The sequence below is a fragment of the Micromonospora inaquosa genome (assembly GCF_003857055.1).
Taxonomy (GTDB): domain Bacteria; phylum Actinomycetota; class Actinomycetes; order Mycobacteriales; family Micromonosporaceae; genus Micromonospora; species Micromonospora inaquosa.
In genome coordinates, this window is the sequence record NZ_QGSZ01000147.1 from 1 (window position 1) to 18,601 (window position 18,601).

Here is an 18,601-nt window from a genome sequence, read left to right on the forward strand (position 1 = left end):
CCTACCACCGCCGCCGACGCCAACGATCCCTGTCCCGGTTGACCCCTATCGAGTACGAGACCATCATGACCCCATCGGCCAGTCAGGCCGCGTGACTGAAACTGTCACCTATCGGTGCAGCAGACCCGGATCACTACGACGACGGCGACGTGCCAGGGCTTCATGACATCTCCCGAATGGTGAGTCGGCTCGTAAGCGACGGTCCGCGGCATGACCTTACTGGGGCTGTCTGCGGCGACCGCGCTGTTGGGCCCGCCCGTGCTTCGCAGGAAGAGTCCCGTGCACATGGACGATGCCTCAGGGTTCGGCAGTAGCCCGCCGCTCACTTATTGCTGGCCGCCGCCTGCCAGCGGCAAAGACTCGAAAGCAGCCCACCACTCCGGCCGTCAACAGCGCCAATCCACTGACAATGTCCGCCACCCGGTTCGGCCAAGGCAGGATCGCGGGGGTGGTGAACCGGCCGACAACGAACGGCTCGAGCACGCCTCCGACGGGAACGACAAGGCGGGCCGCAACCCCCCACGGATCCAACCGGCGAGCGATCGCGCCCACCAGGCCGAGTGGTCCTCCTACGGCCATCGCCGCCAAAAGCCAGTGCAAGTTTGCCGCCCAGACGTTCAGATCGAACATGCCGAAGGCTATCCCCACGCTGTAGTGCACGACGGAAGCGGTGAGCAAGGCGATGACTCCAGCGGCAACGGCCGGCGCGAGGCGGCGGACGAGCCACCCGGACAGCACTGCCAGCCCGGCCCAAACCGTCCCCGCGTTGACCAACTGACTCAGAGTCAACCGGCCAGCCAGCAAGGTGTCCGCCTTGCCTTCGAGCTGGTTCAGAGTCGTCACGTTCGAGGCAAGCGACACCAGAGCCAGCACAACGGCGGCGATAACGACCAGGCACCATCCCCGTCGATTCATAGCCAGAGGCTACGCACTTGCAGTTCGGCCCCCCGCCGTGCGCTGGCTGGACCGCATCGCCCTGGAGCACTATCCCGTTTTGGCCGATGAAGGGCGTAGCTTGCCCAGAGCTCGGCAGGAACCAGAGGCCGACCGTCCAGTGAGACCGGCTGCTGCTGCCCGACAATGTCGGCCGACGCTTACTCTCCGGCGTCGGGATCGCGATCTTTCTCAACCCCGGACACCGTCGGCCATCAGTTTCGGCCAGGCGACGTCGTCGCTGTGTGCACGACCATCGAGTCCGGCAGCGCCGCCACCGCACGGGCTAGGTGAAGCTGAAGACAGCTACCACGACGCGTAGTCCTACCAGCAGGTCGTTGTGATTGCACGGGCTGGCACCTTGCACCGCCAAGGTCCAAGACGCGCAGGCATACCACACGTCCGGAATAACGCCGGTTCCCAGCAGGCAGACGGTGATGGGGCACCGATCAGGGGCGGTCGTGCAGGAACCATGCGTCGCCTCGGGTAAGGGCGATCGCGAGTTGCCACTGTTCGCATTGCAAGCTGCCCCCGACGGCCATCAGTTGCCCGGCGAGCTCCCACGCCTGCGGGCCGGGCTGCGGCCGGCGTTGCGCGGTGAGCTGCAGCATGGTTCCCCAGGCGGCGATGATGGCGGTGCCCCACCGCTGATCCCACTGCCACATGGCCGCTGCCAACGCTGGAATGCCGTTGTCGCGGGTGGCTCCGAAGTAGGGCACCCAGGCGGGGGCCAGCCACTGCGACGTCGTGGGCAGCAGCACCAGCTGCACGTCCGGGTAGGTATGCCATCGGGCGGTGCCGACGAGGTATTCGGACCCGCTGAAGGATCGGGAGGCGAGCGCCGGATCGGCGAGGAGGGTGTCATAGGTCCACCGCTGTAGAGCTGTCGAGGTGGTGGGCAGGGCCAACTGCTCGAGAGCGGAGGCGACCATGTCGTCACCCAGAAACGCCCGAACATAGCGTTCCACGTCTCCGTGGTCCTGGGCGTCCTCGCGGCCGTATCGCTGATACACCGACCACGGATCCAGCGTCCGAGCCACCCGGTCCAGGTCGGCGAGCTCATCAGCATCCGGTTCGTGGTCGAGGTCGCCCGGCAACGTGAAGACGGGCCACCGACCGGTAGCCGGCATGGCCGCATGAGCAGCCTGCCACGCATCGAGTAGCCGAGCAGGATCGACCTGCTCCACCAGGAAGGTGCGGCCGAGCCCTTCGCCCACGGGGTGGCCCTGAAGAGCAGTCCCCCGCAGGGCAGCCGCGATGTCGCCGGCGTCGTCCATCCGTGCAGCCATACGAGCACGGTAATTCCCTCCACCGACATGCCCGCCTGAGCCGCAGCCTTCTGTCACCGCAGGTGGCCGCTGGGAGGAACACCGCGCGGTTCGCGTACTGCGGTCACCCGCGACGGCCGCGAGCAGTCCCGGCGGGTCCATGCCATCCAAGCTCGGCGGTCGTCCCACCCGGGACGACCGCGTAACCCCACGTCCTTTGAGGAGGAGATGCACGTGAGCACACCCGCACTGATCGGTGTCGCCGCGTTACGCGGCAGGTACACCGCCCGGTCCATTCAGCTCGGCGAGGACCCGGAGGTCCTGGTGCCGCTGCTGCGCCGGATCTGGACCGACACGTTCGGCCGCGACACCGACGCCATGGCCGCCGCGCTGCTGGCCCGTAACTGGTGGAGCCTCGCCGTCAACCCCAGGCCTCGGCGATGGCACCGACAGCCACCCGTGGCGGGACTCGGCTACCCGACCGTGACCGAGAACGACACCATCCGGCAGGGGTCGCTGCGGGAGGACCTCTACGGGTTCGACGAGTGGATGTACCTGCTGCGCCCCGACCAGCGGCTGCTGGTGGTGTACGAGGCGACGGTCCACGGCCGCTGGCTGCGGCACAGCGTCCACCACCTCGACCCGGTCGAGGACCTGTTCGTCACCGCACCCGCCCTCGCCGGGGGTGGGTCAGGGATGACTGTGTGCACCGTCTGTGGCGCGGTCGACGAGATCGACCACGTCGAGGTCCCGTCCATGGCCGGCTACGGCCACGACACCGCCACCAGCTGCACCCGCTGCGGCTCCTCGGTCACCACCGACCCGATGTTCGGCGCCCACCTCACCCGCAAGCCCTGGCCACCGCACGCCCCCACCACGGGTGACGGGGAAGGCGGCGCCCGATGAGCACGCCCGACCCGACGCCGCCGCCGTCCACCGGCGGCGACCGCCTATCCACTCGCCGATCGGAGAGCACCATGACCTACCAGCCCGGCCAGCGCGTCGCCCTGGTCCACACCAGCGACCCGTACACCCAGTTGCGGCCCGGCGACACCGGCACCGTCCGCCGCCACGACCAGCAGCAGAACATCGTCGAGGTCACCTGGGACAGCGGGTCGAGCCTGTCGATGTGCCTCGACGCCGGCGATCGCATCCAACCGGTCACCACCACACCGCCGCCCACCGGTGGGCCAGTCGACGAGGCCACCGGATGGGCCACCGCGCTGCGGCGGATGCGCGCCGCCGGCACCGAGGCCGGCCACACCGCCGCCGAATGGTGGGCCCAGGACACCATCGGCGCCCGCGCCAGCGGCGACACCCGTCTGGCCGCGCGCCGGGTCCTCGCCGGCATCGAGGACGGCGATCCGGCCGTCCTCGACGCCCTGCCTCGCTTCACCTTGGCCGGAGAGGCGGTCGATACCGCCGGGTGGGAGCTGTTCACCAACGCCGCCGGCGATTCCACAGGCTGGTTCGGGCTACGCATCCAGCAGCGCGACGAGGCGATGGGCGTCTACCGCGACGCCTTCGACATCGCCGCCACCGCCCGGATCGCGGACCTGTGTCACCTAGCGGCCAGCCCCACGGGTACCGACGTGTCCCACCTCCACCCCGACCGGGTCCGTGTTGGCGACGTCGGCGTGTTCTCCGGCGACTGGGCGCGTGCCGCCGACCTGGACGGCAGTGACCGCATCGAGGTGGGGTTCGTCGGCATCCTGATCGAGCACTGGAACGGCTGGGCGGTGTTCTCCTGCACCCGCCAGGTGGCCGAGGCGATCGTCGCCGACCAGCAACGCCACCGCGACCAGTACCGCGACAGCCTCCAGGAGACCGGCGTTCCGGCAGACGAACTGGACCGTCGGGTCGACGCAGCGCTGGCCAACCTGTCTTTCGACGGCTACGTCATCATCGCCGACCAACGCGCCATGTCCGACGACCCCGACGCCATTGAACGCATCACCCCGGACGGCGACGGCCGGTACGTGGTGATGGGCCGCAACTGGCGCTGGGAGCCCGTCGACCCCTACGCCTGCGACCGGATCGTCGGCGACCTGCCCGCCCCCGATCAGGCATAGGCCGGCACAGCCGAGCAGAACCCGCCGCGCCTGCCGAGGCTGAGCCGAATTCGGCGGCGGCATCCGACACACCCCACGACAGGTAAGACCAACAGGAAGGAACCCAGTGACCATCCGTACCCAAGAGGAAATCGTCACCCGGATCTGGGCTCTCCGGGCCAACAGCGGGGACGCCTTCGGCTTCCGGGAGGAGGTGCTCGTGGAGGCACTCGACCTCGACCATGCCCACCAAGTCATCGCCCCTCGACACTCGGCCGAGTGGAACCAGCGGGCCGACCACGAGAGCTACGCCCGGGACTACCTTCGATTCGCCATCGGGAAGATCATCGACCACCGGGGCAACTCGGCGAGCCGGTCGGTGGACAAGCTCGGCGAACTCGCCTGGCTCCTCGGCCGCGACGACATCGTGGCGGCGATGGATCACGCCGACTACCCGATGTACGGGGCGCCCAAGGTCAAGGCGTTTGCCGACGGGTTCGGCTGGCCGTTCCTCGACGACCTCGACGGCGACGGCAGGCTGTCCCTGGCCCGGATGGCTGACGGACAGCAGTGCGACCCGCCGGGCTGCGAACGGGGCTGCGCCGACTGAGGACGACCGGGCCACCGGCATCGGTCTCGACTCTCACGTGCGCCCACGGTCAGCGGGCGCCCCCGCCATCCGCACCCGCCCATCCATTCGACTTGATCGACTGGGCTGTGGGGCGTTGCATCGTCGGCGCGGACACCGCCCGTGCGACGTCGACACCGACCAGCATGCACCAGCGGCGACCCTGACGCGTCGCCGTGACCCTTCAGCACTACCGGGGTGTGGTCGCCCACCTGCACAGCCCGATGCGGGCCGGCAGGGGTTGGCCCCACCCGTCTCCGCTGTGCGGTACCCACCGCCCGCGCACCCGGAGACGGGTGCGCGGGCACGACCCTTGGAATCGAGGCAACCCCATGACCACACCACATACGCCGTCCTCGCCGGCCGGTCCGCCGCAGAACGACCTGGCCCCAGCCGGCACCGACGAGGCGCCCGCCATCGAAGCCGCCTCCGGCCGGTCCGGCTACCTCTACCGCAAGGTGGCCCTGCACCTGGCCGACCATCCCGACGCCATCCTCAAGGTCGGGGAGATCACCCGGGCGATCGGCGCACCGTCGTCCGGGGCGGTGTTCGAGGCCTTGAAGAAGATGGCCGCCGCCGGGCACGCCACCCACCACCGCGACCCGCACCACCGCTTCCAGATCACCCAGCCCGGCATCGACGCCGCCGGCACCCTGCCACCCGCCGCACCCCGCACCCGCTCCGGCGGCAGTGCTGGTGGTGGCCGGCAGTCCCGGCCCGCGCCGGTACCGCGCCCGAACGGGACGCTGTACCACCCGCGGCGGCTCGGCAAGGGCTGGGACGTCGAGGAACTGCGACGGCTACGCGCCCAGCAAGTACCGGTGCTGCTGTACGGGCCCCCGGGCACCGGTAAGACCGCCATGGTCGAGGCCGCGTTCCCCGACCTGCTGACCGTCGCCGGCACCGGCGACACCGTCGTCGACGACTTCCTCGGCTCGTACAACCCGATCCCCGGCGGCGGCTACGAATTCGTCCACGGGCCCCTTGTCACCGCCATGCGTAACGGGCGGGTGCTGCTGGTCGACGACGCCACCCTCATCCCGCCCCGCGTCCTGGCCGTGCTGTACCCGGCCATGGACGGCCGCGGTGTCATCACCATCCCCGCCAACGGCAACGAGACCGTGCAAGCCGTCGACGGGTTCTACATCGTCGCCGGCCACAACCCGGGCGTGCACGGCGCGGTGCTCACCGAGGCCCTGGCCTCCCGGTTCACCGTCCACCTGCACGTCACCACCGACTGGGACCTCGCCCGCCAACTCGGCGTCCCCAAGCAGGTCGTGGCCGCGGCGATCGACCTCAACGCCGACCTCGCCGCCGGCAAGACCGTCTGGGCGCCGCAGCTGCGCGAACTGCTCGGCTTCGTCACAGTCCGCGACCACCTGGGCATGACCGCCGCCCTGGCCAACCTGGCCGGCATCGCCCCCGAGGACGCCCGCGACGACGTCACCGCCGCCCTGTCCCGACACACCGGCGCACCCATCACCGCGCTCGCCCTCGGCAAGCGCTGACCCCCTTTACCTCAGATTCCTGGAAGGAGCCAATCCGTGTCACACCCCAGAACCCACCTACAGCAGGGCGCACCGCGGACGCCGGCCGGCGCCAGCGACTGGCATGCCTGGTCCACGGCGTGGACCAAACACGTCCCGCTGCTGACCGGCCGTACCGACCTCACCGTCCTCGTCGCCCCCGGCGCCGCCGGCGACGCACCCGAATGCTTCTACCCCGACCTCCGCCGGATCGAGGTCGATGCCACCTACATCGCCGAGCGCCCCGACATCACCGACCCGGCCAAGGCCCGCCACAAGCGCCTCGTGCCCACCGGCTACGGGCTGCTCGTGCACGGCGCCGCGCACGCCGCGCACAGCCACTGGACCACCCCGCCCGGCACCCCGCCGATCCTCGCCGACGTCGCCAAGATGCTCGAGGAATCCCGGGCCGAAGGACGCCAACGCACCCGCCGCCGGGGCGACCGCCGATGGCTGCGCCACGTCGTGAAAACCCTCCTCGACCCCGACGACGCAGCCGTCGACGACCCATGGCACGCCGGACAACTCGCCGCCCTGCTGCTGGCCCGCGTCGACGCCCGCATCGTCACCAGCAAGGACGTCCGCCCCGTCCGCGCCGCCGTCACCGGCGTCCTCGGACGCAAACGCCTGCGCCAATTGCGTGACATCTGGCGCGAGGCCCAGATCTGCGACGACACAGACGCCGACACCATGATCTGCCTGGCCCGCCGCTGGTGTCAGGTCCTCGGCATCGACCCCGACCAGCAGTACGACACCCCCGTACCGGACGCCGGCCTGTTCCCCGGCCGCCTCGCCGCGGCCCTCGTCGACTACCTCGCCGTCGCCGCTGGTGTCACCCCGGCCGAGCACGCCGCATCAATGCTGTCCCGTCGCCACAGCCCACCCTCGGAGTGGGACCGCCGGGACCCGACCGAGCAGGAACACCGCGCGGCCCGCGACCTCGCCAACCGGCTGCGGCAGGCCCGCACCAGCCACCCCCAACCCGGCCGGCGGCCCTCCCCGATTCCACCCGGCCGGCTGCGCACCCGACACGCCATCACCGCCGACGCGCAAACCGCAGCCGGGCAACTGCCAACGGCCGCCCCGTGGCAGCAACGCGCCCACCTACCGCCCGAGAAACCCCGTCTGCACCTGGCGATCCTGGTCGACCTGTCCGGCTCGATGGACCGCTACACCGAGGCGATGTCCTCCGCGGCGTGGATCTTCGCCCACGCCGCCCGCCGCGCCGACGCGACGACCACCACCATCGGTTTCGGCGACCGCACCACCGTCCTGGTACCCCCACGCACCTACCCGAAGCAGGTGCTGCACATGCGCACCGACTTCGCCACCGCCACCTTCCCCGAAGCGGTCAAGGTCGCCGACCACCTCCTCGACCTGCGCCACGGCCGCACCCTACGGATGCTCGCCGTCGTCTCCGACGGCTACCTCGACGACATCCCCGCCGGCCAACAACTCGTCACCACCCTGCACCGCGCCGGCTGCGCCGTGCTGTGGCTACACCCCGCCGACCCGCCCACCGCGGGCGAGCCAACCGACCCGGACCAGATCTGGGGAAACACCTTCACGCACACCACCACCCTGACCGTCACCGACCCGGTCGAAGCCATCACCGCGATCGCCGACGCCACCGTCACGGCGCTCGCCCAGGCCTAAACCCCGGCCAGACCCGACCCGGCAGGGCGGCAAACCAGTCCCACCCCCGCGTGCGGCGCTGCAACGAGCTGCGGCCGGGCAGCGCCGCGCACGGCGTCTCACGAAGTACCCAGCCATGGGATCGCGCGGGCCGCCGCCGGCTTCCCGCCGCCGGTCCGCGACTTGACCATCCCGCCTCATCGAAGCGTGGATGCGTCGCGTCCCCGACTGGCCCTGACCCGACCGGGCGCGGACGCGATACGACGATGCCCATCACAAGGAGTTCAGCCCATGCGCTACGGCACCGACAGCGAATACCCCTTCGACACCGACAACCGTGCCTGGCGACGCCTCGGCGACGTCGCCAGCGAACACTTCGACGTCATCACCTGGAACCGGGACCCGGACGGCCGGCCGATCATGCTCACCCTGGCCGACCTGCACACCGGAGACACGATCACCCTCGCGATCCTCGACTCACTCGAGATCCGCGACCCGTACACACTGCTCGCCGTCCACACCGGCGGCGACCTCGCCGCGCACGGCCCCACCGGCGGCCCCGCCGCGGCCGACTCCCACGCGGCGACGCTCGCGCTCGACAGCACCGCCCTCGCCGCGACCCGGCCCACGCCGCTGCACGACCCCGCCGCCACGGCCCTGCCCGCCACCTGCTGGGTCGACCTGCCCACCGACCTCGCCGCGGCCCTACGGCCCGCACTCGACGACGCTCGCACCGCCGTCCTCGTGCTGCTCGACCGCACCGGTGGCCGGCTCGCCGCCGTCGGCCCGTTCCCCACCCACGCCGCCGCCGACACCTGGCAACCCGACGACGGACCCGGCCGCACCGCCGACCGGCTCATCGTGCCCCTGCACCCGGTCAGCATCCAGGAGGCCCGGCCGTGACCAGCACCCCACCGCTGGCCCGCCCCGCGCTCGCACCGATCGTGGCCGTCGACGTCGACGGCGTGCTCAACCCCGACGACCCCACCCACGCCACGGCGCTGGGCTACCAGCCGCACCGCTACGACGGGCCCGGCCCCGACGGCCGGCACGTCACCGACACCGTCTGGCTCCACCCCGACCACGGGCCGTGGCTGCGGGAACTGGCCAACCATGCCCAGCTGGTGTGGTGCACCAGCTGGAACCACCTCGCCGCCGAATGGATCGCGCCTCGGCTGGGCCTACCGGCCACCTGGCAGCACGTCCCCGTCCACACCGGCGGTGTCCGCTTCGGCCACCAGAGCAAACTCGGCCCCCTCTACGCCTGGGCCGCGCGGCGGCCACTCGCCGTCCTCGACGACGAGTTCGGCGGCAAGGACGCCTTCACCGCCGACCAGCGCACCGCCGGCGGGACGCCCACCCTGCTCCGCCCGGTCAACCCGTATCACGGGCTACGCCGCGCCGACATCGACGCGGTGCTGACCTGGCTGAGGCAGCTCTGACAACCGCACCGGCGCCCGCCCGGCGCCGGGCCATCCCGTTCACCCGGACTCGCGGGGCCCGCATCCATGGATGCGGGCCCCGCCCCGTGATGACAAGGAGTTGACGATGGACAGCACGTCCCAGCCCGCTGACGAACCGGCCACCGGTCGTCCAGGGCGGCTCAACGTCGGCGACCCGGACCTGCGCAAAACCCGCCTGCTCGCCCGCGAGTGCGCCACCTGCATCTTCAAGCCCGGCAACCCGATGAACCTCGAGCCCGGCCGGCTCAAGCAGATGGTGACCGCGGCGCGCGGCGACGCCGGCTACATCATCTGCCACTCGACCCTGCCGTACGCCGGGAGTGCGGTCCCGCCCGCGGTCTGCCGTGGATTCGCCGACCGCTACCGGACCTGGCAGCTCCAGGTCATGGAACGACTCTGGGGCTTCGTCGACGTCGAACCACCCGACCCTGACCCCATCCGTACGCCCGAGTGACCAGGAGACACCCACCATGCCGAACGTCGACGACGTTCTCCGACGCCAAGAACACATCATCGACACCATCGGCTGGGCCGTCACGCACGTCCTGCCCACCAACGACGACCCCGACACCACCACCCCGTTCGCCTACACCGTCGGACTCACCGCCCACCACCCCGAGCTAATCACCGCCGGGCTACCCCCAGAAGTCGCCCACAGCCTTCTCAACGACCTTGCCCGCCGGGTCTACGACACCGCCGAACGGTTCACCCACGACCAGCGCATCAGCGACCTCATCGCCGGCTACGACGCGATCATCATCGACGGCCCACCCACCCATGACCTGCTGCCCGGGATGGCGATCGCCCGCTACGGCCGTCACCAGATCCGCCTCCAGCAGCTCGTCTGGCCCGACCAACAGGGCCGGTTCCCCTGGGACAGCGGGTACAGCCTCGAGCCGCAGGCACAGCCACTGATCGCCCAGATGTAGCGACCACCCGGCGCCGCCCGGGGATCCGTACGCCCCCAGACAATCGCCGTGCTGGAATGCATCCTCGACCGTGGTGAGCCCCACTACGCCTACACCCGCACCTAAGGTGACGACGAGGCAACGCTGATGAACAACGGCAGCGGCGACGAGTGGGGGAGCGTGTTCACCGCCGAGGGCGCGATCATCCGTGTATCCGATCGGGAGTCGGCGATAACGCCCTACCGCAATCCGAACCGGGAACTGTGGCCGGAGTGTTCGACGGCATCCCGGCGGCGTTCCGTCCGCAGATCGAGGAACCAGCGTTCGGCGACGAAGGGGGACAGTTCCTCGCCACCGCTGCACGATGGCGGCAGTCCGGTGACGACCGCTGGAACGCCGACATCTGCAACATCACGGGCAATGTGGTTCGTGACAGCGCGTTGGCTTTCGCGTTGAACCGGCCCTCAGCGCTGGTTGGATCCAGCCCGAACGGTAGGCCGAACATCCGAGCAGAAGACCTGATCGGTGCACCTGCTCGGATGACCGGCTGTTCAGAAATGGTTACTTGATGGCACGACAGAGAAGAGCAGTTCAGGCAAGATCAGAATACATGGTGCGAGAGGACTACTTAGTGGAGATTCGTGCTCTTTCTGTTGTCCTGGCCGCCGGCCTGGCCCTGGCCCTGGGTGCAGCGACCGGAATCCTGCCGTGACGCCGGCGGCCGCGCCGCAGACCCCAACCGTGGCGTCCAACGCTCCACAAGTGCCACCCCTAGCGTCATCCTGGTCTCCCCGACGTCAACCGACCCACCGGGCAACGTCGTCGACATGGCGTGCGAGGACGAAGACCACGCCGACCATGAGTCGACATCTCACCGGCCGCAAGACCGGCCAGACTTCTCAGCGGCGTGGCCGCTGAAGCTCGTCTCGTGCGACTTGAGCAACGACCTAGGTCCGATGACCGAGTTGCTGCGCGAACCTGCGCAACCGGCTCTTCCGGTGCGCTGAGCGGACGGTAAGGAGGGCAGGGCGTGCATTCAGTGTCTGATGGCGGCGACGCATGGCATCGGGTTTACGAACGGTATCTCGTCGCGGTCGACCTGTGGAATGCTGGCGAACGAACTCCGGCGGTCCGAGAACGGCTCACCGACTTGGCACTCTCGGTAGTTGAGCTGGACGCGGCGCCGAGCCGTGAGACAGAGCTGGCACTGATCGACATCGCCCGGTCCCACGCAGGGCCCGAATTGCTGCCCCGAATCTCGGAGGTGCTGCGTCTCGCCCTACGCCGACAGCCTGACCACCCTCAAGCATCCGCTCTACGCTTGCGCATCCTGGCCGCCTCAACGACATTGGGGGCCTCACTCAGCTCAGACACGCGGCAGGAGCTGTGCGCCGTCGCAGCGGAGACGGCTGGCGCAACGCCTTTTGATCCGAAAGACGCTATGGTGGCGTTGTCGGTCGCACTCTTCCATGCTCAAAAAGAAACTGACGCGGAGGCGTTCGCCTCGGCGACGCAGATCGCGGAAGCGTTGTTGAAGCACACTCTCCCGCTAGCAACTGTGCGGTCGTGCATCGCCAGATACGGCGCAGTCGACCGAGTGCTGGGGGGAACTCATCCGAATCATGTCTCGTCGTCGGCGCGCCTGCTAGCGATTGCGCTCGGCGCCGCCGCCTCAGTCGAGGACGCTCAGCACCTATTGCATCTCAGTCTGGAGATACTCGACGCCCTACCGCGCCGAAGCCACGCAAGCGTCGACCTGCTGTCGTTCGCCGGCACTGTGCAGGAGCGCTTCGGCCCCATGACCGACGTTGGCCTCGCGGGTCGGCTGATAGTCGCTGAGCTCCTGACTGATCTCGCGACCGCGCAGCACGACCCGGCGTTGTGTGAACATGCCCTCGCCCTACTGCCCGCCGACGATCAACCACTCGATGACAGCCTCATCCCGATTTACATCGACACTATTGCGCGTGCTCGCACGGTCAAGTACCAGCTCAACAGCGACATGTCCGAGCTGCACCGGACGATTACCTTCGTGCGGGAGGCTGCCGACGGAAAGCGTGTGCGCTATGAGAACTCGCTAATCCTTCGGCGGCTCGCCATCCTTCACTTCTTTCGGTACCGCGCGCTGGGATATCTGCAGGATCTCAACGACGCCATCTGGTGCGGCGAGATCGTCCGCGCGAAGGGGCCCGACGACGATTGCTACGTTGACGCACTCGTAAACCTCGTCGCTGCGTATCGGCAGCGCTATTTGATCACCGAGAGTCGCGAGGCGCTGGAGCGCGGCACCGCGTGTGCCGAGGCCGTACTAGGCATTGCGGAAGCGTCGCCGCAGGCGCACCGGTCGGCTCAGTTCAACTTAGACGCCCTCCGCATGCACTTGAAGGCCGACTCTGACCCGGAGACGTCGATCCGTGAGCTGCTACAGCAGGCCGAGAAGGCCGGCTCGCGAGCCGAGGCTGCGCGCCGCGTGATGGCCGCCGCTCAGATTGCCCTCGGCGCGGTCGACAGCGCGAGGGATGATGAGAAGGCAGCGTCCCTCGCCCGGCTGCACGTTGACATCGCCGAGGCCCTTGTCCTCGCCGCCGTCGGCTTGGGCCACAGCGCACCAGAGCTTCCGTCGCTCCTGGTCCAGTTGTCCCGGCTCGCAAGGGCGATGGATGGCCCCGAGGGCGTGACGCACAGCGCCCTGCAGGCCGCGTTAACGCAGTGCGCCTATCGACCCCTCGAAGCCATCTCGATGCTAACCGCATGGGCAGACGGCCGATTTAGCCTTGCGGAGGCCCAACTCGTCACGGTTTTCCTGCCCCACCTCGTTCGCTCGTTGTTCTTCACGCAGCTCAACGTCAACGACGGACTGATAGCGTCACAGACCGGCGCTGAGATCGCTATCGACGTCGCCTTGGTCCTATCCCAGCACGGAGAGGTCACGCCGGCAGCTGGCCTACTCGAGTCGGCGGCTGGCTCGGTGATCAGGGAGCGGCTGAGGCTAATCGGCAACGAAGCTTCCGACGATGAGCTCACGCGTGCATTCGGTCTTCGCTTCCGCACCCTCACCTCCGGCACGGGCGACCGCCAACAGGACTTGGCCCAGTTCGACGAGTTCGTCGCGGAAATTGGTCCGGGCCGTGAGTTGTACCTACCGCGGGCTAGGACGTCGGTCGCCGAGTTGAGCCAACGCCTGGGCAGTGTCACCGGGGTAGTCTTGTCCTGCGGACGGCACGGCTCAGGAGCCGTGCTGCTCGGCGACGGTCGCAATAAACCTGCCTACGTTGACCTCCCCGACCTCAACCGGACCGCGGTCGAACATGCGCTCGCCGTCTATCGCCGAGCGAACGCCGAGCGCCGCACGCTGTTTTCGCAGTGGCTTCGGACGCTCGATGAAATTTCGGTGTGGCTCGGTCGGACGGTGTTCGAACCGCTCCTGCGCGAGGTACCGGCCGGTTCTGCGGTCGCGCTAGTGCCGTTGGGCGGGATCGGGGCGCTGCCCATCGCAGCGGCAACAGTCGGCGCGGGCTATTTGTGCGAGCTGTACGACCTGACGATCGCACCGAACCTCGAGATTGCCACGCGGACCTGTGTCGACATCCCGCCCGCGCACGAGGTGCTCGTCGTGTCCGCCCGCAGCCGCCCCGTCGGCGGCAGGCTGGAGCAGTTCGAAACCGAGGGCCGTCTACTGAGCTCGACGTTCACTGGCAGTCGACGGCTGGTGTTGCATCCGGGGCAGCGGGACGCACTCGTCACCGAGCTCCGGCGCCATACCTGGGCGCACCTGGCCTGTCACGCGCACAGCGATCCGTCGTACGTCGAGCGCAGCTATCTCGTGCTGGGCGAAGACGACGCTCTGCCACTGCGGCAGCTGGGGCTATCGACGTTCGAGAACACGCACGTGGTGGTGCTTTCTGGATGTGAGACGGGCGTGTCAACTGACTGGGCGCCGAGTGAGTTCTGGGGTATGACCGGCGCGATGTTGTCAGGCGGCGTGCGGCGCGTCCTGGCCAGCTCGTGGGCAGTCGATGACACCACCACTCTGTTGGTGATGCTGGAGATGTATCGACAGTTGAGGGCCGGGGTTGGCCATCATGACGCACTACGCCGCGCTCAGGAGGCTGTACGTCACGGGACCGTTCGTCCAGAATGGCTGCAGCACCTCGATGACTGGGAAGCCGCTTGGATCACGTGCGGTGGTGCGAAACATCCCTACTACTGGGCGTCTCATGGCTGGTACGGCTCGGCCGTCACGGCGCTCGGCGAGGAGTAGAACGTGGACGGCGAAGATGGCGGCGTCGAGGCGTGGCTGGTCTTGGAAGACGCAACCTCAGAGGAGTTGACAGGGACTTTCGCCGACTTCCGCTCTCGCGGCATCGAACTCGCGCGCCTGCCCGTAGAACGTACGGTTGCCCCAACCGAAGCCCTGATCGCGGCCGGCATCGTTCTGGCGTGGGCCGGCACACTGAGCACGGTGGGTGCTTCCGTTGCCTGGATCATCAACCGATTCCGCCGCGGCGTGATCGTCGACGCCCGTGGCCGCCAAGTGCGGATCTCGCCTTCGCGCGCGCTTCCATTGGGCCAGGTAATTGTGCTCGGCCCGGACGGAAAGATGGAGATCCGGGAGGAGCAGGTCGCGAAGGCGTTGCATGACATCGCGCAGGCCAAACGGCTATAGGCCGTCGATGAGCGCGCGCCACTCGGCCGCGTCGCTCGGCGGGACGACGTTGTTCGCGCTCATCCCTGTGCGTTCATTCACGCTGTCGAAGCACCGCTGCAACTCTGGTACGACCCGCTCGGTGCGGGTGGCGACGGCATGGAGCTCGCCGACCAGCCAACGGCAAAATGGGTTGGGCTCCGCCTCGCCGACCAACTCAACCCAGGCAATTGTCAGGTACGCCACCGTAGCGAATGGCACGCCGTGGATCAGTGCTGTACGCACAGCTTCCTGGCAATGCTGTTGGGCCTTGTCTGGCCGGCTGTCCAACATTGCTGACCGCGCGGCGTGGAATCTGATCTGGTGCTCGCTGAAGGACAGCTCCCACTCGCCCGCCGCACCGCCGTGCTCTGCGGCAAGGTGCGCACTCGCGCCATAGGCCACCTCGGCAGCCCGGTACCGTCGCAGGTCGTCCATCCACATGCCAGCAGATGCCAGCAGCAGGTGCAAGGCGAGGATGCTGAACGGCGGCTGCGAGTTCGCGTCATCGACAAGCACTGGGGACATGTATCCATTCTGGCTGGTTCAGTTCAGATGCGCACCCACAGAGGCTAGCCTCGTGCCAGACGCCTACCGACGGTGCGCGTTGGTGGCCGTGGCTGCGCACATGCATCAGCCTCTTGGCACCCGGAACGCCTCACGGGTGTTGAAGGATCAGGCTGGCACCCAACCGCAACCGACGGGGCGGCTGCTGCTCTCCAACGGCCGCAGCAACGTCACAGCCTTCAAACGTGAGCAGTACGCTTTTCGGGAAGGTCGGACGCACGCAATTCGGCAGAATTGGGTGTTCGGTGCCCAGACGGCTCGTGACGCAACGTCACGCCTGGTCGGCGGCATTTGCGTGCGTCCGGGATCGCGATGGTCATCGGATGCAGTCGATCGATTACCGCGACCACGTGCAGATTGCCGTGGCCGAGTTCGGTATACGGCAAGCCTAGACTACGCGCCATGGAAGGAATGGCGTAGCTCCTGCTGTGCCCGTGCGCGTTCTTTGTGCTGCTGCTCTTCGCCGCGACCGTGATCCTCTGGTTTCAAAGCAAGCCGGGCAGCCGATAGTTGAGCCGGCCGTCGGGAGCCAGCGCTGTCGCGCGCGGACCTGGGCGCTATCAGGCGAGAATCCAGAGCTCGGGACGAGGCGCGATCTTCCTACTCATCGTCCGAGTCCTCATCGTCACCGGGGCACAATTTTTGCTGCATCCGGCTGTACCGGCGCCGGTTTCGGCAGCGCTTCCAGGCCGACCGAGTCGAGCGCGCCGTGCAGGCTTTCCCCCAGCTGCTGGCGCCACAGCCCGCTTGCCCTGGTTGTAAGCAAGCTCGGCTGCAGCGCCCCCAGCCGCACTTCTGCGGTAGTAGCGGCCCCAGATCTCGGCCCTGCGGTAGTCGCCTTTGTTGTTGTCGATGCGAACGACCCAGTAGACGTTGCCGACCTTGCCGACGGTCCAGTAGGCGCCGTCGGAGGTGTAGTCGCGAGCCATAGGCGCACCTTAGGGGAGCCGATGTCTGTGCGGATCCAACGAATTACCGCTAGCCAGTGGGCCAATGCTCCGGTTAGGGAAGAGTGCACTCTCGTCGGCTGCCGGCGAGGGCAGCCCGAGACCTGAGAGGGTGGTTCGGTAGTTCATGTCCGATGTGGGTTTGGTGTAGGTAAGACGTGCTGTTCGCGGGCTACGTGGATGGCGTCGGCGAGGCGAGAGTGAATAGGCCGGCCTCGGGTTCGGTCAGGATCTGGCGGGCGACGAGGCGCTTGAGCTTGGCTCGGAGCCCTTCGGTGTCCTTGGCGGTGACGCCGGTGTCGAGGGCACGGCAGATGTCCTTGGCGCGCATCGGTCCAGCGGCGGTGTGGAACACAGCAAGGATCTGCTGGTAGGCGGGGCTGGCGACGGTCGCGTCAGCGGGTGCCGCCGGGTCGGCGTGGCCGGTCAGATTGAGCAGCGTCTTGCGGGTGATGGCGAGTTCAGCCAGTTCGGTCTCGGCCGTGGTGAGCTGGTCGGTGAGGATGCCGATCTGCTCGCGAAGCCGTTCGACGGTGACGCCGGCGGCGGTTTCGCGTTCAGTGAGCAGGTCCAGGACCGGCAGCCGGGTCACCGTTGGTGGCCCGGGTCGCGCCAGGACGCGGTGCTGGTGCCGGTCAGCCGGCGGACCAGGTTCGCCGTCGAGGCCCACCAGGTCCGTGACACCGCCGAGGCGGGTCGGCTCTCGTACTCGCGGACCAGACGACGGTGCAGCATCAACGTGCCGTTGGTCTGCTCCACCACCCACCGGCGTGCGATCGGCACGAACCCGGCCGTGGTGTCGGACCGTTTGACTTGCTCGACGTCGATACCGTTTACCGCGCCGTGGATCTGCACGTCGTCTTTGAACCCGGCGTCGACCCACGCCTTGGTCACCGTCGGGGTGTGCGCCACGACGTTGTCCAGCAGTCGCACGCCGATTGCGTTGTCGGTGACCGACGCCGCGGTGACCACCACCGCGATGATCAATCCCAGGGCATCCACGGCCAGGCCCCGCTTACGCCCCGGCACCTTCTTCGCGGCGTCCTTGCCGGTCGTCGCGGCCGGCACGTGGTTGGCCGCCCGGATCGACTGGGTGTCCAACACCACCGCCGTCGGATCCTCTCGGCGGCCGGCCTTCTCCCGCGCCTGACAGCGCAGCAGATCATGAATCACCTGGTCGGTGCCGTCATCACGCCACAGGGCGAAGTAGTAGTACGTCGCGGACTTCGGCGGCAGATCGTGCGGTAGGTACGCCCACTGGCAACCGGTCCGGTTCTGATAGAAGATCGAATTCACGATCTCCCGCAACTCGTAGCGACCCTGATGCCCGGAGACCGACGGGTGCCGGTCTTTCCACGCCTGCAGGAACGGTCCGACCACCGCCCACTGCTCATCGGTCAAGTCACTCGGATACGCCGCACGCTCACCCATGATCAGCCCAACGCGGCCCAAGCCTCACCGGTTACGACCACCGCTCACATTCACATACCGAGCCAAGCCCACAAAGGACAGAGGCTACCGAACCACCCTCTGAAGCAACAGTGACGCCGACCAACCTACTCGCCTACGTGGCCGTGGGCAGCTTCCTGCTTGTCGTAGACGCCTTTCTCGGCGATCGGGTCCGAGTCCATGGCGGAGGGATCCTGCTCACGGCCTGAGTGGCGCTGCGAAACAAGCCTCCGCGGGTCGAGCTTCTTGAGATCGACGCCAGCCGCCATGGCAGCTGCGCTGCTTACGGCAACGCCGATCGCGAAGCCGATCGCCAGGCCCTTGTGCAGGCCGATCTTCTCACCGATGGCTCGGCCGATGTCTTCGCCGAGGGCTAGGCCCTCTCCCACCCCCGTGTGGTGCCCGGCGCCCCACGCCGCATTACCCATGCCAGTCCCCTCCCAGATGCCGGTAAACGAGGAAAGCTTAGCTGCGGACCGCCAACTGCTCATCAGTCCTCGACGGGCCAGTTGGTTGCCGGCTCCGCATCAGTGCAAACAACA

19 protein-coding genes are annotated in these 18,601 nt (G+C 68.3%); 12 read left to right on the forward strand and 7 right to left on the reverse strand.

The genetic code is table 11. The annotated features are described in order from the left end of the window. Positions 1-297: 297 nt before the first annotated feature. Positions 298-915: a hypothetical protein gene (locus DLJ59_RS06140; RefSeq protein WP_124771531.1), complete on the reverse strand. Its 618-nt coding sequence runs from the start codon at positions 913-915 to the stop codon at positions 298-300. 467 nt (positions 916-1,382) lie between these two features. Next, the gene (locus DLJ59_RS06145) at positions 1,383-2,222 is read right to left on the reverse strand and encodes a DUF4253 domain-containing protein (protein ID WP_158630789.1); all 840 of its coding nucleotides are present in this window, start codon (positions 2,220-2,222) and stop codon (positions 1,383-1,385) included. Positions 2,223-2,429: 207 nt separating this feature from the next. Between DLJ59_RS06145 and DLJ59_RS06150 the strand changes: the two genes are divergently transcribed. From DLJ59_RS06150 to DLJ59_RS06205, 12 genes are all read left to right on the forward strand, one after another. After that, the gene (locus DLJ59_RS06150) at positions 2,430-3,107 is read left to right on the forward strand and encodes a hypothetical protein (protein ID WP_425271393.1); all 678 of its coding nucleotides are present in this window, start codon (positions 2,430-2,432) and stop codon (positions 3,105-3,107) included. Between the two features lie 71 nt (positions 3,108-3,178). After that, positions 3,179-4,273: a DUF4314 domain-containing protein gene (locus tag DLJ59_RS06155; protein ID WP_124771534.1), complete on the forward strand. Its 1,095-nt coding sequence runs from the start codon at positions 3,179-3,181 to the stop codon at positions 4,271-4,273. A gap of 106 nt (positions 4,274-4,379) precedes the next feature. Further along, the gene (locus DLJ59_RS36835) at positions 4,380-4,862 is read left to right on the forward strand and encodes a hypothetical protein (protein ID WP_124771535.1); all 483 of its coding nucleotides are present in this window, start codon (positions 4,380-4,382) and stop codon (positions 4,860-4,862) included. Between the two features lie 350 nt (positions 4,863-5,212). Further along, positions 5,213-6,388 carry an AAA family ATPase gene (locus DLJ59_RS06165; RefSeq protein ID WP_124771536.1) on the forward strand — a complete coding sequence of 392 codons (1,176 nt, stop codon included), beginning with the start codon at positions 5,213-5,215 and terminating at the stop codon, positions 6,386-6,388. 36 nt (positions 6,389-6,424) lie between these two features. Beyond that, a complete protein-coding gene (locus DLJ59_RS06170; protein ID WP_124771537.1) occupies positions 6,425-8,062 on the forward strand; it encodes a VWA domain-containing protein in 1,638 nt (545 codons plus the stop codon). Positions 8,063-8,332: 270 nt separating this feature from the next. Then, positions 8,333-8,944 carry a hypothetical protein gene (locus DLJ59_RS06175; RefSeq protein WP_124771538.1) on the forward strand — a complete coding sequence of 204 codons (612 nt, stop codon included), beginning with the start codon at positions 8,333-8,335 and terminating at the stop codon, positions 8,942-8,944. After that, positions 8,941-9,483 (forward strand): HAD domain-containing protein, encoded by a 543-nt coding sequence (locus DLJ59_RS06180; protein ID WP_124771539.1) that lies wholly within the window; start codon positions 8,941-8,943, stop codon positions 9,481-9,483. Before DLJ59_RS06175 ends, DLJ59_RS06180 begins: the two co-directional genes overlap by 4 nt. 106 nt (positions 9,484-9,589) lie before the next feature. Beyond that, complete coding sequence (locus DLJ59_RS06185) at positions 9,590-9,958, forward strand: hypothetical protein (RefSeq protein ID WP_124771540.1); 369 nt, start codon at positions 9,590-9,592, stop codon at positions 9,956-9,958. Positions 9,959-9,974: 16 nt separating this feature from the next. Then, a complete protein-coding gene (locus DLJ59_RS06190) occupies positions 9,975-10,433 on the forward strand; it encodes a DUF4262 domain-containing protein (RefSeq protein ID WP_124771541.1) in 459 nt (152 codons plus the stop codon). 251 nt (positions 10,434-10,684) lie between these two features. Further along, positions 10,685-10,981, forward strand: a complete 297-nt coding sequence (locus DLJ59_RS06195) for a hypothetical protein (RefSeq protein WP_124771542.1) — start codon at positions 10,685-10,687, stop codon at positions 10,979-10,981. 461 nt (positions 10,982-11,442) lie between these two features. Beyond that, a complete protein-coding gene (locus tag DLJ59_RS06200) occupies positions 11,443-14,673 on the forward strand; it encodes a CHAT domain-containing protein (RefSeq protein WP_124771543.1) in 3,231 nt (1,076 codons plus the stop codon). A 3-nt stretch (positions 14,674-14,676) separates the two neighbouring features. After that, positions 14,677-15,078 (forward strand): hypothetical protein, encoded by a 402-nt coding sequence (locus DLJ59_RS06205; protein WP_124771544.1) that lies wholly within the window; start codon positions 14,677-14,679, stop codon positions 15,076-15,078. Here DLJ59_RS06205 and DLJ59_RS06210 read toward each other — a convergent pair. From DLJ59_RS06210 to DLJ59_RS06230, 5 genes are all read right to left on the reverse strand, one after another. Next, positions 15,073-15,624 carry a hypothetical protein gene (locus DLJ59_RS06210; protein ID WP_124771545.1) on the reverse strand — a complete coding sequence of 184 codons (552 nt, stop codon included), beginning with the start codon at positions 15,622-15,624 and terminating at the stop codon, positions 15,073-15,075. The two genes, DLJ59_RS06205 and DLJ59_RS06210, sit on opposite strands and share 6 nt — an antisense overlap. 599 nt (positions 15,625-16,223) lie before the next feature. After that, entirely contained in the window at positions 16,224-16,592 is a 369-nt protein-coding gene (locus DLJ59_RS06215; RefSeq protein ID WP_124771546.1) for a hypothetical protein, read from the reverse strand. A gap of 190 nt (positions 16,593-16,782) precedes the next feature. Beyond that, complete coding sequence (locus tag DLJ59_RS06220; RefSeq protein WP_124771547.1) at positions 16,783-17,202, reverse strand: hypothetical protein; 420 nt, start codon at positions 17,200-17,202, stop codon at positions 16,783-16,785. Then, positions 17,199-18,041: an IS5 family transposase gene (locus DLJ59_RS06225; protein WP_124771563.1), complete on the reverse strand. Its 843-nt coding sequence runs from the start codon at positions 18,039-18,041 to the stop codon at positions 17,199-17,201. Before DLJ59_RS06225 ends, DLJ59_RS06220 begins: the two co-directional genes overlap by 4 nt. A gap of 125 nt (positions 18,042-18,166) precedes the next feature. Next, on the reverse strand, positions 18,167-18,487 hold the full coding sequence (locus DLJ59_RS06230) for a hypothetical protein (RefSeq protein WP_124771548.1): 321 nt from the start codon (positions 18,485-18,487) through the stop codon (positions 18,167-18,169). Positions 18,488-18,601 lie beyond the last annotated feature (114 nt).